The sequence below is a fragment of the Psychrobacter sp. AOP7-A1-24 genome (assembly GCF_052376235.1).
In the GTDB taxonomy this organism is placed as follows: Bacteria; Pseudomonadota; Gammaproteobacteria; order Pseudomonadales; family Moraxellaceae; genus Psychrobacter.
Window position 1 is genome coordinate 21,134 of the sequence record NZ_JBQSVM010000008.1, and the last position, 20,552, is coordinate 41,685.

Consider the following 20,552-nt stretch of genomic DNA (forward strand, 5'->3'; position numbering starts at 1 on the left):
TAAAAGTAGAATCTGCTATAGCATCATTCTTATGACATTATAGCCCTACTATACTTGGTATAACGTTATTGCTCTACTGTAGTTGGTACTCTATGCTGGAATCTGAGCGTAGCTGATTCCGGCCATTTGAGTCGCCAAACGCAATACCTGAGTACTATAGCCTACTTCGTTATCATACCAAACATATACGATAGCTTGGTTGTCAGTCAGAATAGTGGCTTGAGCATCGACTATACCAACATGAGTCGTACCAACAAAGTCAGTTGATACCGCTTCTGTAGAATCGGTATAAGCAATCTGCGACTGCCAAGTGCTGCTGTTAGCCATTTTACGCAAGAATTCATTCAACGCGTCAGCACTTGCTGGTGCTGTTTTTAGATTCACGTTTAAAATTGCTAGGCTGACGTTTGGCGTTGGTACACGAATAGCGTTACCAGTTAGCTTGCCATTTAACTCTGGTAATGCTTTACCAACAGCCTTTGCGGCACCAGTACTAGTGATAACCATGTTCATCACAGCACTACGACCACGGCGGTCTGATTTGTGATAGTTGTCAACTAAGTTTTGATCATTGGTAAATGAGTGAATAGTCTCTACATGACCGTTTTCAATACCGTATTCATCATTTAACACGTTTAGCGTTGGTGTGATGGCGTTGGTCGTACAGCTAGCAGCACTAACGATCGTATCGTCACCAACAGTATCATTATTCACGCCATAAACGACGTTTTTGATATCACCGCCAGCAGGTGCGGTTAATAGTACTTTTTTCACGCCAGTAGATTGTAAGTGCTTACCAAGACCTGCTTCATCTTTCCAGATACCCGTGTTATCGATAACGAGCGCATTGTCGATACCGTAAGCAGTATAGTCGATTTCGCTTGGGTCTTTGGCATAGATAACTTGTACAAAACGACCGTTAACGATCATGCCGTTGTTATCATCATCAATGCTGATGCCGCCTAGGAATCTACCATGGATTGAGTCACGCTCAAGCAATGAGATACGCTTAGCCAAGTCACCAGCAGCGGCTGGACGCACCACGATAGCTTTTAGTTGTAGACCTTTTGCACTTGACGCTTGTGATAGTAGCAGACGAGTCAAGATACGACCGATACGGCCAAAACCGTAAAGTACAACATCCGTCGCGCCGTTTACAGCACTAGCGTTGTTAATAGACTGTAGAGCGGTTTGTACGTCAGTATCGTTGACAATCAATTGCCCAACATCGACACGAGTGGCTTGGATATCAGTGTTTTCTGAAATGACTTTTACCATCGCTAAAGTATCAGTGATATCGATAGCTTTGACGCCATGGTCGCGTAGCGCTACTTTTTGATGCAAAGCAAGTATTTGACCAACTGAGGTAGAGTCTAGCGTTTCGCCAAACAAAGTCACTTGTACGTCTTGCTTGTTATAGAGCTTGTTTAGTAGCCCCATAAGCTCAATCGCTTGTTGCTCTTGAGTGTTGTAGTTGTTCAAGTGGTCTTGATGTAATTGGCGTAAGGTATCAGCGTTGCTCACGAGAAACATCCTTATGGTCAGTAATATATGATCAATAAAATATGAAGAAGTGTAAATTAGATAGGTCGTATATGCTCTAAATGGCGACTCTAATATGATAATCAACCACTATCAATATAGGTTATTAACACTAGAGTATTTGAATCGCATAGATTTTAGCCTAAAACGCCTCATTTTGCCAGTAGTAACCGTTTAGCTAGCGATTACAATGATTTTCATTCTCATATACATATAGTAATAAAAATAAAGGCAGCCTTACATGCTGCCTTGTCGGGGCGTAGTTTAAATAAGCATTACTGTAGAATTTAATTAGTTAAAGCAGCAATTTTAGTTAAGTTTATTATGGCGCTAGACTCACCGTTTGGTTGCTCTGCGACGTCAATGTAAACTCTTTCAAGTCATAACCTTGCTGCTGAGCAATTTGGCGATATTTGGTATAAGTTTCCTGACTCATATTTGGCGAACGTGCCAATAACCATAAGTATTTTTTGTCAGGCGTTCCTACTAGCGCAGTTTTGTAACCTGCATCGCGTGCCAGTACCCAATAATCGGCACGGCCAACTGGAAGCCAGCGTATCCATTTCGGTAAGAACGTCACTTTTAGCTTGCTACCGCTTTCATCTACTGGTTTTGCCAACCCTTCGGCGACAATACCCGAACCGTCCTCGCTCACACATTTGTTAGTAACCGTAATTCCTGAACCATCATCTTTTTGAGCATAGTTGGCAGTAACGTCACCAGCACATTTTCGCTGGAAATACATCGGCAAACGGCCAATCTCATACCAAGTACCCGCATAGGTATTTAAGTCTACGCTATCTACGGTAGTTGGCGTGCTTGCAGATTTATGAATAATATCACTTGGCTCGACTGATAACATATCGGTCGTGGTTTTCTCGCTCATCGCATTATCAGACGTTCCATGATTCGCCACGTCCATTGGTGGTGTGGCTGCATAGGCTGAAAACGCTGCTAACGGTATAATGATCGCTAAAGCAATGCCTGTATGTTTGATAAGTCCATTCATAAATATGCGCTCTGGTATTTCTTTGTAGGGTGAATTATTGTTTTTCGATGCAACACCAATCCGCTCAGCCTCGGTCTTTCTTTCAGAAATACCGTTTAGGTCATCTATTTCATCATCTAACTGCCCTGACATTAGTGGCTCATCTTCATTTGGCTTTTTATTTTGCTTCTCTCGCAATGACTTGTAGCCAGATGACTTATAACTGCTAGCCATGTCATGACTGTCATCATTAGAGCGGTCGCGATCATAACTAGCATCATTGCTAGCTTGGTTTGTCTGTTGGGCACTATCGCCATATTCATTGTCATTGAGCGACTCTTTGGGCTGCTGAAGGTGAGAACCAGCTGCCTGTGAGTCATTCCACGCTGACTCAGGTAACTTATTGGTTTTCATAGGAGTACCATTTTTAAATAGTGATTGTTAAAAACGCTTTGTATACGGCACCTATTTGATCTCGTTTTCTGTAAGCCACTTGCTTCGATATAAATCATTTGTGCAGAATGTAACCGTATAAAAGTTTTTTTATTATTATATTTTGAACATTACTTTTAGTCAGTCATCTATAGAAATAAGATCAACGCATCGTAAATATGCAATATATACTAAAGACAACTGGACTATTAAAACAGTAGCTCAATGTAGGGAAAAGCAACGGTTTGTAAATAACGATGGGTTTATGATGTAGGGCGCACACATCGTTACTTACTGGATAAATAAATTTAAAATTAGTAATCTACGTTTACTGAGTTTATAACTATTCAACTACCGTTAATCGATTTTCATGGTTAAATCTTAGTTTACGACATATGTTTAAATCATATTATTGATGAAATTGTCGAATCCCTGCCACGCCAATACCACCATACATTATTACTTTCTCAGCCATAGTGGGTGATAAACCACCCAAACCGATGATAGGCATATCTGCCAACTCTGCTAGGTCTGCCCACGCCTTCCAGCCAAGTGGTGGTGTATCAGGATGCGTTTGCGTCGCTAATACAGGAGATAAGAACGCGCCTATGATTGGTGGCAAATTGTGGTTTAGACGAGCTTTGGCTAACTGATTGGCAGCCTTGATACTCGCAATGTCGTGACAGCTGACGATAAGCGGGTAATCTTTGGGCAGTGACTGTATGCTAGCTGTAGAACTGCCAATCTCGTCAAATAACTGTATTAGTGTCGAGTGTGTTAAATGCTTGGCAACTACTTGCTGAGTAGTCTTTGTATCACCGGTAGTTGAAAAGTGCTTGTCATCTAAATATTGTTCATTATCGTTAGGTAGAATCACTAAAATATCTGGACGGTCCTTCATCAATTGTTCGGCAACACTCTCTGAGTCAGAGTCCTTCAAACGGATATACACCCACGAATCTGATGCTAATTTTTCTTGGTGATATTTTAGCCACGCACCTTTTGGGTTTGACTGCGCTTCAAAATGTGTCAAAGGATACGTAATCACTATCGTCGATGGGAGTTTCAACCATTCAAGGATTGTCTTATTAGCAGCGGGCAGATGATACTCTCCTGCCAAAAGCTGCGACTTACTTACCCACGTCAATGCCTGCCCTTCTAACCCTTTCTCACAGTATTTGTGCTGCTCATACTGCTCTACTGTTAGCTCAATCTTATAGACCTGCAAGCTGACTTGCTTATCGCCATAATCATGATGTAAGCGACCGAGCTTAACGATCGTATTGTCGTTAAGCAGTATACCCGTCTCTTCAGCCACTTCTCTTATCAACGCCTGCTCTGCGTGCTCATTTGGCTCTATCTTTCCGCCTACAAATTCATATAAGTTACCCTGATGTTGAGCGGCATTTCGAAACCCCAGCAAATACTTATCTTTATGATGAATAACAGCTACTGCGACATTGATGATGCTTGGTTTATTGGTTTTAGTAGTCGTCTCTGACTGTTGATCTGGCTCATTCGACATATTTGTATCCTTTATTTCGACGTTCACTCTGATTATTTTTGATAATTTAATGGTTTTTATAGGCTGAGCGTCTTGTATTAACTTATTACCCAACCTATTAATTTATATAGATAAAATATTAGTTTAAGACAGTTTATGACACTAAGTTTAGATAAGTTTACATAATAACTGCATTTTATTTTATCAATTACCTTGCAAATTCATCAAATCTAAATGATAATTATTATCGTTAGTAAACAATTACGCTATGGTTAGCCAATTTTTAAGCCACTTCTTTCCAAAAGGAATTTACTATGAGCATGGTCATCTCTCGTTATTTAAACTGTCGTGAAAACCGTCTACCTACTTTGCAATCACAACATCTATTTGCATTAACTAAAGAGGTACGTATCGAGCATGGAGGCGAAGAGTATCGACTACGCCTAACTCGTAACAACCGCTTAATTTTAACCAAATAACGTTTCTTTCAACAAAACCTTTCTCCGTATTCTCATAAAAAAACGCCTCATAATGAAGGCGTTTTTTTATGAGTTGCACAATCTAAAAGCTATAGCCGATAGCGTCGTTATCAAACAGAAAGCGGCTTTCCACTAAAAAATAAGTTAGAACTGCCAACTATAGACCACATCCACTGCATTTTCCGCTGCTGAACTTGCTTCTACATAGATACGACGTGTCAACTGATAACGAACAGAAAGACTGTTTTGTGCGTTAAAAACACCCACACCATAGCGGATGTACAGATCAGGTGTCACATAACCTGTGACATTAACATTGGTATCTTCGCTACTGCCTGAAGCATCAACCGTCAGACCCTGCAAGCCAAAAGCCTGTCCAATTTGATTGGTTAGGCTGCGGGTACCACTAAGGCCAAAGCTCAATCCAGCAGCGGCCAAATTATTAGTTACTTGCGATTTAAACCCCTGCTCACTGATTTGCGTCGCGCTCTTGTTATCGATGCGGCCCGTTACCAATGCGTTCATTGCTTGTTGCTGGGTCAGTCCTGCATTATTAAATACAGTAATATTGGGACTTTCAGTTGTCCCTTTGACGCGCAGACCAACTGTTTTACTATTAATCGTTTTGGCCGCTTCAATACTCAAGCTAGGTTTCATCACGTCACCATTGAAACGGACTTGACCATAGTTCAGCTCTAGGCTCTGTCCAAAGGCATTAATATTGGTACGCCGTGAAACCTGTACAACACCTCTAGCACGCATGATACCTGTACCATTCTGAGTAATATTAATTGCACCTGCCAATGGAATGACTGCGCCAAAACCACGGAAATTTATATCATCACCTAAATCAACACCGATATCAGCATTGATTGACCAAGGTTTTGAGATAGCCAGTACTTCCTCGATATTGCCAATCAAACGACGATCTAGTACGACTGCATCTTCAGTTTGAGTGATGATGTCTTCGCTGGCTTCAGGCGGACGAATGGTCGCTGACGGTACACTGACTGCCCCTTTTATATCGACATAACGGTCACCTGGGCGCACGATAATATCGATATCAGGATCAATCTCGGCTACCAGTAGTGGCGGCTGAGTAATGACTAGACCTTCACCGACAATACTCAATTTGGCTTGTAATTTTTGCTGCCAGTCGACTGTACCAGTTAATGCGCCTTCACCTGTACCACTATTAAAAGTGCCATCAATCGTTGCTTGCGTGCCACGAATTTTGGCTTCAGCATTTACTTTAGACAGATTCACTGGCAAATCAAGCATGGCAATACGACCATTAGAGAGTTTTACGTCACCATAGAACTGCGGTTTGGTTAAGGTACCGCCTAAGCCACCAGCCATTGTGGCGTTTCCTCTTAGAACGCGCATACCAGGGAAGAAAGGTTTAAATATCGCAAGATCAAGCTCGTTCAGCACTAGTGCCCCAGAGATTGGTTTAGGGTCCTTATAAGGATCTACAATCACTTCAGCATAACCACGGGCACCGCGTCCAGTATTGATATCAGTACGTAGCTTGATGCCTTCAGGCACAGATACAGCGATGAGCGACACGCGCTTGTACGGCAGAGTCATCGATGTGCTCTCACCGTCTTGAGCTAGGCCGATCTTGCCATTGTCTGAGTATAGGGTGGTATTGATGGTTGGTGGACGACCACGTTGCCATCCAACAATAGCTTTACCATTAATCTTACCATTCCAATCAATATCTTCTGGTAAAAACACTGAGAATAACGACGCATCTAAATTCTGCAACGCTACATCAACTTCACCTTGGTCTGGCGATGCTACTAATTTTTCTCGTAGACACAGTTTTCCTGTTTGATCCGCAGCCTGCCAACAATGAGCGGCAAGCTGTACTTTTAGATCTCGGTTCTCACCATTTTGGTTGTAAGGTAAATTCACAATCAACTGTGCAGGTTGTAATTGATTTAAAGTCGCATATTTGGATTTGATTTGACCTTTTCCAATGACACCTGACCAACTTAGCTTGTCTCGATCAAAACCGCCTTTAACCCTAGCACCAACATCGAGTTGCTTATTGGCTATATTTAGATCGACCACATGAGATTTTTCTGTCCCACTAAAAGATGCTTTGACACTATCAAAGCTTTGCCCAGCAGCATCTAGGCCTTCAGCAGTCACGACTAGTTGGCTTGGGCTATTGGCTAAATTGACGAGCTTTCCGCGTACACTGCCTTGACGTAATATAAAGCCCGGCAGCGCAAGTCGCTCACCGACCAAATCAATATATATAGTAGGCAGTGCTTGACCCACTGGTTGAGACAGCGTGGCACCGCCAGTGACTTTACCAGCCAGTTGGTTTGATAGTTGATCTAAACTGGTGATGTTAATTTTGGTTTGTAGCTGTTTGGCATTACCATTAGCCGTAACATAGTTGTCACCCCAACGTAGCACAAGGTTGTTGGCATTCAGACTATCAATTAAAGCATTTACTTGTTCATATTGTGTTTGGGCATCTTGGGTCTGTAGACGCTTGAAGTAACTTGCTAAATCTTTAGGCAAACGCATCTTCGCCGATAAGCTGCCTTTGGCACTCAGTTGCTGCCCTTTTAGCATACCATTCAGATTGACTTGTTTAATATTGATGCTTTGCTGCGTGTCACTCCAGCGGCCATCTGTATCAATAGTACCAGTGATAAGGCTTGGGGTATCTTTTAAGAAGTAGCCAATGTTAAAACGATTCATGACTGCATTGATATCCCACGCAACACCTTGACGCACATCAACGGTTCCGCTGGCATCAATGCTACCTGCCGCACCTACGTGACTGAAACGATTGATACGTATCAACTGACTGTCACCATTGGCTTGAATGTTCAGCTTGCCTGCTGGCAATTGCTCAGCATCCAATATACCGTTGAAATTTACGGCAAAGCGTTGCAAGCTGCTAGCGGTATTGCTGTTGTTTGGCGCGTTTTGCCATTCACCACTGGTCTTTAGATCGCCTATAATAATCACTGGATTATTGGGTAAAAAATAACCCAAATTGAACTGATCAAAACGACCATCTACATTCCAGCCGATATTTTCACGTAAATCAACAACCCCTTTTGCATCAACTGCGCCAGCTTCACCCTGATAGTTTAGCTTACGAATACTAATCAGTTTTGGCGTACCCGCAGCATTAATAGACAGACGTCCTTGCGGTACATCTGCCGTATCAATCTGACCATCAAAACGCGCATCGAATACCGACAGCTCACCAGCCACGATATCGACACTGGCATCACCAGCACCTGCGATACCGATAGCACGACCTGCTTGGGTCGCATCAAGCTGTGCTTGCATATCCGTATTGTTTAAAGTAATCACGTGACGCTGACCACTTTCGCCATTTTTAGTGATATTCAACAATCGACCACGCGCGCTTATATTGCCTGTTAGACGTTCAATCGGTAAGTCACTACGATACTTTTTAGGGAGTAGACCTTTGGTACTGGCATCAATTTGCCATGTTAGTGGACGCTGATTGCTCGCTAACTGAATCTGTCCTGTACCCGATAAATCTCCTACTATACCGTTGTAGTTAAGGCGACTGATATCTATGACATCGCCAGCCTTACGTATACGTACATCGTAGTTACCCTTGGGAGCAGCATTGAGCTCATTGATAACGGCATTGGCATCGACTGATAGGGTCGAACCACGAACGATAACGTTCGCTTGCCCATTAGGACTATTAATATTGCCAATATTGGGTACGTTACGGCGAATTAGGTTTTTCCAGTTGGCATCAATATACCAAGGCGCAACCTGCTTAGATTTAGCAGAGGTTTTACCTTGAATCATATTGGCATTAATGTGCTCACCATCACGCTGACGTAAATCTGCATCAATCTGCGTATTACCAGTAGCATTCTGCTGCTGATAACGTAGTGAAAGCCTACCATTAAGAGTTTGCGGAGCATAAGCTTTGAAATCAGTGTACTCATCAGGAATAGCACGGCGAATTTCAAAGTTATTACCTGTCGCACGCACCGTGGCCTCAAAACTGTCTTTCCAATCTAGAATACCTTGTAATGCCAAACGTCCAGCTGGTACGTCAGCACTTAGACGATCTATACGTAGCTGACTGTCAGCAATAACGGCGCGGCCTTGGTAATGACCTGATGGGATGTCTTTGGCCGTCAATTCAGTATTAATACGCAGCCGTATTTCAGAAATCACACCAGTAGCAGTAGCAGTACCGCTTTGTAGGCGAATATCTTGACTATCAGCGTAAGGAATAAGAACATCATCCCACTGTAATTTTGCATTAAATGGCGCACCTGAGTCTAACCCTTGTACTACGAAGTCGCCTTTAACATCACTATCATTATAGCGACTGCGTACTTTGCCGACAGTACGTTTGAGCGTTCCCGTCGCAGAGATGTTTAATGGGTCGATATAGGCTTTTTCAAGAGCACTGACTTCCGCAATCGCACTCAAATCTAGTGGATAGTCGCCTTGTAAGTCGATTTCTCCTTGTAAGGCACTGACTTTCACGATATCGGCATACTGCAAGTCACCACGGCCAACTGTCACCGTACTACCTACCCACGTCAGATCACGAGCCGTAATATTTTGAACAACAATAGGATCTTTAGTCACTTGTTTGTAGGTGATTTTCTTAATTTTTGCTTGGCCAAAACGCAAGTTTACTGGCAATTTTAAGGTCTTATAATCAAACGGTTCACCAGTAGGCGGTTTTTTATTGAGAATCTCTATAGTCTGAATGTGTGCTTCACTCAGATGTACTTCTTTTGCAAACACTGCGCGCCAGCCTATTTTGACATAGGCTTTATCTACTAGTACTTCAAGATCCTCAGTCGCTTCGATATCGATATCAGTAACCCAAATACCATCGCGCAGGTTACCGCGCCCGTATTTGAAATCAATACCTGTCTCAACACTGATTTTCTCCAATATAAACTTTGTACCAGCATCAGTCCCTGCTGCATAAAAAAAGAGGGCAAACATGATGGCTAGTACGATAAGTACCAATACCAGAAGTTTGAGCAGAAATGACAACGGATACCAACGCTTAACGGCACGGGCATCACGCTGTGCTGGATCTTCATCTGGTGCATTATCGGGCGGGGTATTTTCTGTCAGCATGACACTCAACTACGTTAAAAAATGAAGACCAGCAATCGGTACGATAAGTAATAAATAGAACATTTAGAGCTACTACATTAAGCGATTATAACGGTGAACCAATAAAGAAGTGTAGTCGTACTGGAATGCTTTCTTCGGTCACGCCAGCAGCCACATCGACACGCACCATCCCTACAGGCGATGCCCAGCGAATACCGACACCGACACCGACTTTCGTCTCAGTGTCAAAATCTTCGTCGTAAGCATTACCGACATCAGTGAAAAATGCGCCACGGAAACCTGGTTTGAATTCATAGTTATACTCAGCGTTACCAACCGCGAGTACTTGCCCACCCGTCAAATAGCCTTTGTCCAGTGGTGACAAGCTCTCGTAGTCATAACCGCGAATACTCTGATCACCGCCTGCAAAGAAACGCAACTTATAAGGTACGTCATAAAAATCATCTGCCCAGATGTAACCTGCATTGGCACTACCTAATACTTGATGCTTCTTGTCTTCGCCAAAGCTATAGATACCACTAACGCCTGCACGAATGATCGCCATATCGGTATCACTGAATGCGCCATCAGTTCCAGCCTCAATTGAGTAGTACTGGCGCATACCTTGCGTTGGGTTGGTAGCGTTGTCAGTATCTGTTTTATTGACACCGTAGCCAAACAATAGCGCGCGCTGTTTCGGACTTGAAGAGGTAAAGCGGATAGGAAGATCATCTAGCTCTGCACCATCAACACCTGTCTCAAGCTCATCTAAGCGGTAACGCACAGAGTAGCTATGATTCCAGCCAGTATCACTACGGATATTACGTGCCAAAGCCGCTTTTAGTGTTCTAGTCGATAGATCGAAGTTACCTTCACCTTGGTCAATCACTTCCTCTTCATAGGTCAGACGCCCATCTAACTTATCATTAAGCGGGTGTTTCCATGGTCGACTGGCATAGACAGCCACGTTCTTGCTGATTCTCGACACTTCTGCCTCTGCACCTGCTTGGTAGCCTTGACGATTAATCAAGTTATAGTCTATTTTTGCGGTTGCGCGAACGCCAGTATCTGTGCCATAGCCAAGACCAACCTGAGCATCACGCGGTTTATCCGCGTATACAAAAACGTATAGCGGTACTTTCTTGCTTTCTGCAACGTCTTGTGGTGTTTTACGTCCATCTAGGGTTGGTGGTACAAAGCTTTCATCAGCGATCAGACTCTCTTCATCAGGGAATATCTTTTGTGCGACATTACTGATTGAATCACTGATTTTACCCAGTAGATTTTCAGCTTCTTGCTCTTTTTCATCAAGCACACGGTCATTCGGCAAGCTACTTAACCGCTCTGCTTTTTGTCTGATAGCTTGCAATTTATCAAGGGTCGCTTCATCGGCCTCAAAATCAATAGCAGCGATATCCGCTTCATTGACCATCTCGCCACTACTAGCACTTAGAGTATTATCACTCTCTGCACCTATATCGCTATTATCATTAACCGTATCTTCTGTGCTATCAGTCACGTTTGAGGCGACTGCGACATCGTTGCTACTGAGACTCGGGATGCCATCATTGTCAACGTTGTTAATATCGTCATCCAATGTAGCGTTGTCATCGATAGCAGCATTATCAAACGCTAAGGTACCAGCTTCACTACTATCATTTGGCGGTAGTATCGACTCAACGTTGACTGTATTAAAGTAACGAGTTGCTGACAAGTCATTACTGAACTTTGTGACTGATGGACCATAAAACGGCTCGCCCGGCGTAAAGCCATAGAGCTGTTGTAATAATGAGAGCTCTACTGGTAGCTTGTCAGGGTCTTGGGTTAACGTATTAGTTTCTCTGTCATACGTAAAAAACACTACATCATCAAATTCGTAGCGATCACCGGTGTTATAAACCAACGAAACATCTGCTTTATTGTCCGGTAAGATGATATCCACGGATTTGTTCAACCAGTACTGGTCAAAATACCCGTAGGTATTGCTTAGAGACTCTAAAGCCACCTTGCTACTCTTATATACGCGATGATTGAAAATATCGCCTTCTTGCGGCGGCAAATCTGTCTCAAGCATTACAAACTCTTCTTGCTCACTGCCCTCACCACGAATATCAATAATACGGCTGTCTACCAGTACAGGCTCGCCCAACTCTTCAATCACAACATTGACTGTATCACGATCAGGCTGGGTCAAACGCAGCTCAACCTCGTAGTAACCAACGGCTTTGGCAGCATTCTGTGCCGTTTCACGCAAACGTGGCAATGCCGCAGTAAAGTCAACGACCGACTGAACGGACGTATCATCAAGCGCCGCTTTAATATTTTTCATCGGCTGAATATCATTGTCAGCCTCGACGAGCTTAGCCTCACCATCGGGAGCGTCTTCAGCTGATACCTGCTCTAGATAAACAGTGGTTTCTACATTTGGTAAAGCCACCACGCCACCATCGTTGAACAAGCGATTGTAGAGACGCGTGACGATATTACCTCTATTTCGCGCTCGTGGCCGTGGTCTATTGGCTTGTTCGATACTTTGGTCGACGGCCTGAGTATCATTTTGATAATCTGGTAGATAGTCATTAGGATTAATAATATCTGTTGTCGTACCTTCTCCATTGGCAGGCTCATTCGTACCGATTATTACCTCACCACTCACCTCAATAGGACGTGACACCACGCCATCTGTGGATGTCTGTTCCTCTATTATTTCATTTCTACCCAACGTATCAAGATTGCTAGGCGCTGGCAAGTTTGCCGCATCTAGTTCTACATCGAGACCGATTGGCGATGTCGTATCATCCAATGTCGCAATTGGCGCATCAAAATCACTGTCGTTGTTGCTGAAATTCATACTATCAATATCTTGGGCGTTCTGCGCATCTATTGCCGCTAGCTCAAGATCGATCTGCTCAGGCGTCATCATCTGATAGCCTTGCTGCTGGATCGCGGTTGCTTGTTGCAACAACTCGTCGTTAGAAGCGATTGACTGATCATTATTTGGATTATATGGAGTGCTTGGATTCTCAGCAAAAGCATCTAGGTCTTGAGAACTATTACTTTGAGACGTTGTGTTTTGTGAACTACTACTCTGAGAAGATAAGTTTTGGGCACTGGTATTTTGCGTTGTCGAGCTTGTAGAGTCTGACTCTGTCAAGTTAGGTTTTTTAATTCCCAAGCTCTGTTCGCTATAGTCGTCCAATACTGACTGATCGATGATACCTTGTTCTACTGCTTTTTTTAGGCGTAACGCATCTAGAGCCATATCTAACTGAGTATCATCATCTGACAGGGTTACTGCATTGATAGATGCCTGATCGCTAGCAGCTTGACTGTCGCTACTTGAGTTACTAACCGTTTGATTACTGTCCACTTGGTCAACAGCAGATGAACTAGTGATAGCGTTATTATCTACACTATTGGTAGTTTCTGCCATCGCCGTAGGTGCCATACCGACCAAACTGGTCGCAAGGGCAGTGCACAGTGCTGAGCGTCTAAAATTTGTACGCGTTTCTACTGAATACGTACCTAAGTTATTACTATCATTTTTGATTGTGATCGTGTCACGCTGCATCATTAGACCCTTGCATGCTCGAGTTGAAGGCTGCTTTATCATCTTTACGTCCTGTCAGCTCACGCGGCACAATCTTATCAACGATAACAATCGTCGATTCTGACCGGTGAATAAACTTATAGCAGTTATCTAGAATTAATGGTTTACTACTTGAATTTTACGACTGGTTATCTATAGTGTCGATTTCCACGCTGTGTGTCTACTGCCTTGTAAACCTGATAGCTTATAGACAGTGTTGATGAATTGCACTTTTGTTTTCACTACTGTCTATAGCCTACAACGCCATCACATAAAATGTATAAATCATAACTTAGTTAAATATCGAATCATAGCATTGACTGCATGTATTTTCAGCGAAGCCTTGCTATTATACGGCTTAATATTGATAAAACCTATGCCGTACCTTGATATAATTTTTGATAAAATTTGTGACTATTATCACACAATACCTGTCATTCAGCGCCCTTCCTTTCTTCATCAGCCGCGATTTATCTGTAGGAATGTCCATGTCCAACCAGTTTCAGTTATTTAAGCGCCGTCGTTTTAGCGCTATGTTTTTTACCCAGTTTTTGGGCGCCTTTAATGACAATGTTTTTAAGCAGGCACTCATACTGATGCTGACTTATACTGCCGCCAGCAAATTGGGAGTAGAGGTCAGCATCCTTAATAACTTGGCCGCCATGTTATTCATCCTGCCCTACTTTTTGTTTTCAGCTTTAGCAGGACAGATTGCTGATAAGTATGAAAAATCAAAGCTCACACAGTTTATCAAACTACTTGAGCTGGTCATTATGACCGTTGCTGCGGTGGGCTTCGTCTTCGAATGGTATGCACTGCTATTTGTCGCATTGTTTTTGATGGGCACACATTCGACATTCTTTGGACCGATTAAATACGCTTATCTGCCGCAAGCAATGAAAGAAGATGAGCTGGTCGGCGCCAACGGCCTTTTTCAGATGGGTACTTCGCTGGCTATTTTAGTCGGTATGATTGTCGCTGGTGTTTTGACTCAGCTATCACAATCACTGTATTGGATTAGCGCCACGGTTTTGGTTGTCGCTGTTTTGGGATACTTAGCTGCACGTTATATTCCTAATATGCCAGCGATGCAGCCTAACCTAAAGATTAACTGGAATATCATTACAACTAGCTTAGCGACTGTACGCTACTTGTACTCTCTGCCTTTTTTATTTTGTATCATTCTTGGTAATAGCTGGTTTTGGTTTTATGGCGCGACTTTTTTGACCCAAGTACCAGAGTTCAGCAAAGTTATTTTGCTTGGTGATGAGTCAGTCGTTATTTTCTTGCTCACATTGTTTTCTGTTGGCGTGTCAATCGGTTCAGTGATGTGTAAAACATTAACCAAAAACAAAGTCAGCTTGCATTTATTGCCTTTCGGTATTGCTGGATTAAGTATCTTTGCTATTGATTTGTATTTTTCGCTTTCAGGTTTAGACATAAATGTGAATAATGACACATTACTTGGCATTAGTGATTTGTTTAATATAAGTGGTAGCTGGCGCGTCTTTGCGGATTTGTTCTTGTTAGGATTCAGTGGTGGCTTGTATATCGTACCGCTATATGCTTCTATGCAAGCCTATGCACCTAAGAGTCACCGAGCACGCATTGTCGGGGCGAATAATATCTTTAACGCGATATTTATGGTTACATCAGCGATTTTTGCCATTGTTATATTAAACACGTTAGGGTTTACGCTACCGCAGCTGTTCCTAGTGACAGGGCTACTAAATATCGTATTTGGCACGTTTTTATATATTAAACTCAACAAACACGTTAAGCATGCCGTTATTCAAACCAACGACGGTATAGTTCCGTAAATACAGTCTAATCATCGTTATGATAGCTATCGCAGTTCGCGACTATCTATGAGTTATTTACGAACTATCTAGACCGCAATATTCGAGCAGATTATTTGGACTGCTCGTTATAGTAAGATGCATAATACCGTTGCTTTTGGACGGTAACACACTTTATTTTATTGACAGTTTTTAACACCATCAGGAGTGAATTATGACCCTGCGTCCTTTATCTAAAATTGACCAGTTGTTACTTGGGGTCGATAAGGCATTACGGGCTGTCGTGCCAAATTCCAATCCAAGTACGCGTCCATTGCCCGTCAGTAGCGATGAGATTCCTGAGCTAACCATCACAGAGGCGCGGCACGTTTCAGGTCTTATGCGTATCAATCATACAGGTGAAGTATGCGCGCAAGGTCTATACCATGGCCAGGCGTTTGCTGCAAAAGATAGTGGTGTCAAACAAGCTATGCAGCAATCAGCCGAAGAAGAGGTCGATCATTTGGTCTGGTGTGAGACTCGTTTAAGTGAGCTTGGTAGCCATGCCAGCGTATTTACACCGCTTTGGTACGGTATGTCCTTTGGACTTGGTGCGGTAGCAGGCGCGATTTCGAATGAGTTTAGTCTAGGGTTTGTAGCGGAGACAGAAGCGCAGGTTAGCGAGCATCTACAGGATCATATCAAGCAGTTACCTGAACATGATCAGCGCTCAAAAGAAATACTAGCCCAGATGGATAAGGAAGAGCTACACCATCGCGAACTTGCACTTGCAAGTGGCGGCGCTGCCCTGTCACCTCCGGTACGTCGAACCATGCGATGGATGGCAAATCGTATGAAAGATACCGCTTATCACTTATAGCTTACCATTTGTAAACACTGTTATTAGCTGCTGCTGTCGCTAATTTTTTAATCATCATTAGCTTCACTAATTTACGTAGGTGTACTTAATTCTAGCGATTAACAATCCTACCATAGATAGCCTGAAGCTTAATTTGCTACGGTATTAAAAATTTGTACGATTTTGCAGTAATGCGCTATTTATATTACCGTCCGATCAATGAATAACAACCAAATAAATTAAATAAGGTAACGATTTTTATGAAAGCGACTCTCCCTAGTAGCCACTCTATTAAGTCACCGAAGTTTGCAACATTGACCGTCATGGCAGCAACTTGTGCCATGCTGTTATCTGCACCTGTGAATGCGGCAGAAACTGATGCCACTGCAACAGCTGTACCTAGTGCAATGGACTCAAGCAAACGTGTGATCCGTCTTGCTCGCCCTAATGCAGCTATCAGCCCTGCTCAATCCAACACTGCACAGACAAGCTTGCCAGCAACCTCTGCTAGTAACGGCCAGCCGACTAATTCGCAAACAACTAACATGCAGCTAGGCAATACTCAGCAAAACAACGCATCTGCCAGTACTGCTCAGCCTCAAACACCGCAAATGATGACCCCTGCCGCTGCACCTGTCATGAACGGCACGACTCGCGTTTATGAGCCTGGTCCAATGACAGCTACTGGTATCGATCTGCGTAGCGGACAGCTTTCTAATATTCCTACACCGCAAGTACAGCTCTCGGACATGAGCTTTGTCAAAACCGTACTGATCCCGCAACAAAAAGGGCTAGGTACTGACAAGCTTGATGTCAGTTTATTAGATGATTTTATCGCTGACGTAACCCCTAATGCGCGCCACTATCCACCAAACTTCCCTAACCGCACGCAGCGTCATTATACGCGTGAGAAAATCAAAGTATTGGCTGATTGGATCGAACCATATGCTAAGTCGCCAAACGCTTCTTATGATGTATTGCTCCGTGCCGCCAAACTAAACGGTATGGGCCGTAACTTAGACTTGGGTTCAGACTATACGGTACGTGGTGGTCAGTATGTCGATCGCGCGATCAAGCTGCAACCTGACAGTGGTGAGGCTAATTTCTTATATGGCATGATGCTATCAGAAGGTGGCGGGTTTAAAGAAGGTCAAAAGTATCTAGATAAAGCGGTATCTCTAGGATATACCGAAGCGGAACAAAGTTTGGCACAGTCAGATTTACTTAGTGACCGCCGTGAGAATGCATTAGAGCGATTACGTCGGCTTGAAGGGCAACATCCTAACAACACTGTCATTCCTCAACAAATCAAACTCGTTGAAGAAGGTAAGTTCTATATTTGGGATATTCCTGCTCCTGATATCAGTGTAAAACCAAGTGCATAGAAACGCTATATTCGTTGAGCCTAGTAATTAAAATTTTAAGGGTTGAGGGTTGAGGGTTAGATTCATAAGACTTTTACTTGATAAGTCTTTAATCGACAATACCTTTAATAGATAAAGGCGCTAACCAATAGAAATAGATAAAGGCGCTAACCAATAGATGCCTTAATAAATAATTTAAGATTAAAATACCAAGCGCTTTTGTTTTAGATTTATAAAACAAAAGCGCTTTTTTTCGGCTATTAGAAATGCATTCATTTTAAAACATGCCTTTATATATCCTCAAATGAATAGTCTAACGCCAAGAGTTGCGCTACACTCATTATCAGCTGCTACTTTCATTACTTATACTCTCATAACTACCATTCATTGGACTGACTTATGACTCTCGCGGGCTTCAGCAAACAGACAGTAATGCATATTAATCAAAAAACCCTGCCCATTACTTCGCTTATGATTTTGGCAGCAGCGGTATTGCTACCAGCATGTAGTACGGTGACGGTAGATAAACAGGCCACTGCCAAGACGATCTCTGCTCAGCGCGGCAATATAGTCACTGACAACGCGCTAAGCAGTGATACAGCATCTGCTTTACTGTCAGCAGGACTGAATGAACAAGCCTGTATGCAGCAATTTAACTTATGTTTGACTCAGCTTTCTGACAGTATGCTCAACCGGCATTATCGCCCTGCTTTGGCTATTTTTGCAGAACTACATTATGCAAAAGCACGTCAATTATCTGATTCAGAGAGTTGCCGTAATTCGCTTGCACGTCCACCGCTTGATCCGTATTACGCCAATGCTCCTTTAAGTGATGAAGATGCCAAAACGCAACAAAAAGAGACTGATCTGTGTTTAACCGATTATCAAGCAAGACTGTTTGATGCCGTCAAATATAGCTACACCTATCTGTTCTATGACAGTTTGACCCATGACTTTGAAGGTGCTGGGCAAAGTAGTAGTGCTCATACGCAAAACCGTATTCCAAATGATAACGATATTCAAACCCAAGATATTTACAACGCTGCTAGTAACGACGTTGTTACTCAAATTTATCAATCAACTGAAAACACTAACAAGTTGATGGGTAATACAACAGTAGAGTATCTGCCGATCACGTCTACCAAGCGTGATAATAGCAATGAGGCAGCAATTTCCAATCGACCACCGCTAAAAGGTAAAGCAATAGATCAAGTTAAAGTCATGAAAGTAACAGTAGATGACTACAACCTTGGTATTTATTTACCCAACGAAAACAACTATCTGCAAAATGCCCATAAACAAACTTCTGCTCTGGCAGATCTAACATCTACTTATCAGCTGCGGCTCTCTGGCCTAAACTCAGTGAGTAAGCGCCCCGGCTTAGGCATCAGCTTAGTGGCATCATTGGATGATCGCTATACCACTACAATCCGTCAGTTATTAGCCGCGTCCTTATCTGGTCGATTGACAAATGAGAAGAAAAACACGGACGATAGTGAGCCAAGCTCACGTATTTACCCTACTGGACATTTGTTATTGACTGGTCTGATTAAGCCGGATGGCGATAGCGTATTAGACGTTCTGAGTAGTCGTAAGCTTGATGTTCATTTGTATAATCCGTACCAAACTGAATCCGTCAACATCCTCAACGATGACTACCCACTGGCAGCCAATTTTTCAGCAGGATACGGATTATGGCTATCAGAAAACCAGTTAGATGGCGTCGGTTATTTAAACTTGATTACTCGCCAGCCAGATGCTCAGCTACCCAAACTCTTCATGCTCGAGCCCTATGACCCTGATAAGCGCGTGTTGATTATGTTGCACGGGCTAGCCTCTAGCCCAGCCACGTGGGTCAACCTAACCAACGATATTCTCAATGATGACAAGCTGCGCGATAATTACCAAGTTTGGCAAATATTCTATCCAACCAACCTGCCTATTTTAGAAAATCGCTACCAGATTCAGCAGTTGATCAACAGTACATATCAGCAAACTGATCCCAACGGGCAAAATCGTGCCAGTCAAAACAGTGTTATTATCAGTCACAGTATGGGTGCCGTCATCGCTCGTATGATGCTATCTGACGAAAATTTAGTCAATGATTTGGATAAGCTCGATGATAAAGATATGCTCTCCAACAGTGAAAAACAGAAAATCCGTAACGCGCTAAGGACTTCTTTTGGCGAAAATGAGTTAAAAGAACGCTTTGAGCTACAAGCATTACCGCAGGTAGACACTGCTGTTTTTCTATCTGCACCTTTCCGTGGTACGGATTATGCAGATCGTTGGTTTACCCGTGCATTACGCCGCATCGTTTACTTACCTGTAGGTCTGGTTAAGACAGTCACAGATAACTTAGCAACGATTGCTACACAAGGTGATTTGGCGCAAAACCCACTAGGCGCGCTGTATTTACAAAACGGGGCTAGCCAATTAAGTGACAAGTCCTCTTTTATAGAGTTAACCAAAAACCTAACTATGAATGAGCGTATTACCTACCATTCCATTATTGCTAATAATGATGCTGATATCACTAAAGGGCTCGCACAAACGCAACCAAACGGTGCCAAAATCGATTTGTCTCAAGCGGTAGAAGACAATTCTGGAAATGAAACGGCGAGCGTGGATGTCAGCGACAATACTGAGACATCAAAACTACCATCAGAGCCACTTGTTGCTGCTGTAACGGTCAATGATGATATCAGTCAAGCACTGACTGAGCGATTATCAGATGGTATCGTTCCCTATAGCAGTGCCCATCTAGATGGGGCTGCATCAGAAACCATCATCAATGGCGGTCATAGTATTCAGACCAACCCGCAGACTATTTTGACATTGCGAAGAATTTTGCATAAGCAGCTTCAAGAATGATGTAGATTTTTGTTATTTCATAATGTTT

Annotated in this window: 10 protein-coding genes; 5 read left to right on the forward strand and 5 right to left on the reverse strand. The window is 42.9% G+C overall.

Annotation, left to right across the window (positions count from 1 at the left end):
• Positions 1-90: 90 nt before the first annotated feature.
• The 3 genes from ACT3QQ_RS04410 to ACT3QQ_RS04420 form a co-directional block, all read right to left on the reverse strand.
• On the reverse strand, positions 91-1,533 hold the full coding sequence (locus ACT3QQ_RS04410; RefSeq protein ID WP_444527078.1) for a glyceraldehyde-3-phosphate dehydrogenase: 1,443 nt from the start codon (positions 1,531-1,533) through the stop codon (positions 91-93).
• 331 nt (positions 1,534-1,864) lie between these two features.
• A complete protein-coding gene (locus tag ACT3QQ_RS04415) occupies positions 1,865-2,944 on the reverse strand; it encodes a lipocalin family protein (protein WP_444527079.1) in 1,080 nt (359 codons plus the stop codon).
• A 427-nt stretch (positions 2,945-3,371) separates the two neighbouring features.
• Positions 3,372-4,487, reverse strand: a complete 1,116-nt coding sequence (locus ACT3QQ_RS04420; RefSeq protein WP_444527080.1) for an NUDIX domain-containing protein — start codon at positions 4,485-4,487, stop codon at positions 3,372-3,374.
• Positions 4,488-4,786: 299 nt separating this feature from the next.
• On the opposite strand from ACT3QQ_RS04420, the gene hemP reads away from it, so the two are divergent.
• Complete coding sequence (gene hemP, locus ACT3QQ_RS04425) at positions 4,787-4,945, forward strand: hemin uptake protein HemP (RefSeq protein ID WP_444519836.1); 159 nt, start codon at positions 4,787-4,789, stop codon at positions 4,943-4,945.
• Between the two features lie 144 nt (positions 4,946-5,089).
• On the opposite strand, the gene ACT3QQ_RS04430 is transcribed toward hemP, so the two are convergent.
• Positions 5,090-10,081 carry a translocation/assembly module TamB domain-containing protein gene (locus tag ACT3QQ_RS04430; RefSeq protein WP_444527081.1) on the reverse strand — a complete coding sequence of 1,664 codons (4,992 nt, stop codon included), beginning with the start codon at positions 10,079-10,081 and terminating at the stop codon, positions 5,090-5,092.
• Between the two features lie 85 nt (positions 10,082-10,166).
• Entirely contained in the window at positions 10,167-13,673 is a 3,507-nt protein-coding gene (locus ACT3QQ_RS04435) for an autotransporter assembly complex protein TamA (protein WP_444527082.1), read from the reverse strand.
• Between the two features lie 464 nt (positions 13,674-14,137).
• On the opposite strand from ACT3QQ_RS04435, the gene ACT3QQ_RS04440 reads away from it, so the two are divergent.
• The 4 genes from ACT3QQ_RS04440 (at position 14,138) to ACT3QQ_RS04455 (ending at position 20,524) form a co-directional block, all read left to right on the forward strand.
• Positions 14,138-15,469, forward strand: coding sequence for an MFS transporter (locus ACT3QQ_RS04440; protein ID WP_444527083.1), 1,332 nt, complete (start codon positions 14,138-14,140; stop codon positions 15,467-15,469).
• Between the two features lie 199 nt (positions 15,470-15,668).
• Complete coding sequence (coq7, locus tag ACT3QQ_RS04445; protein WP_444519835.1) at positions 15,669-16,307, forward strand: 2-polyprenyl-3-methyl-6-methoxy-1,4-benzoquinone monooxygenase; 639 nt, start codon at positions 15,669-15,671, stop codon at positions 16,305-16,307.
• 239 nt (positions 16,308-16,546) lie between these two features.
• Positions 16,547-17,671: a tetratricopeptide repeat protein gene (locus tag ACT3QQ_RS04450; protein WP_444522324.1), complete on the forward strand. Its 1,125-nt coding sequence runs from the start codon at positions 16,547-16,549 to the stop codon at positions 17,669-17,671.
• Positions 17,672-18,049: 378 nt separating this feature from the next.
• The gene (locus ACT3QQ_RS04455) at positions 18,050-20,524 is read left to right on the forward strand and encodes an esterase/lipase family protein (RefSeq protein ID WP_444527084.1); all 2,475 of its coding nucleotides are present in this window, start codon (positions 18,050-18,052) and stop codon (positions 20,522-20,524) included.
• The last annotated feature ends 28 nt before the right edge of the window (positions 20,525-20,552 follow it).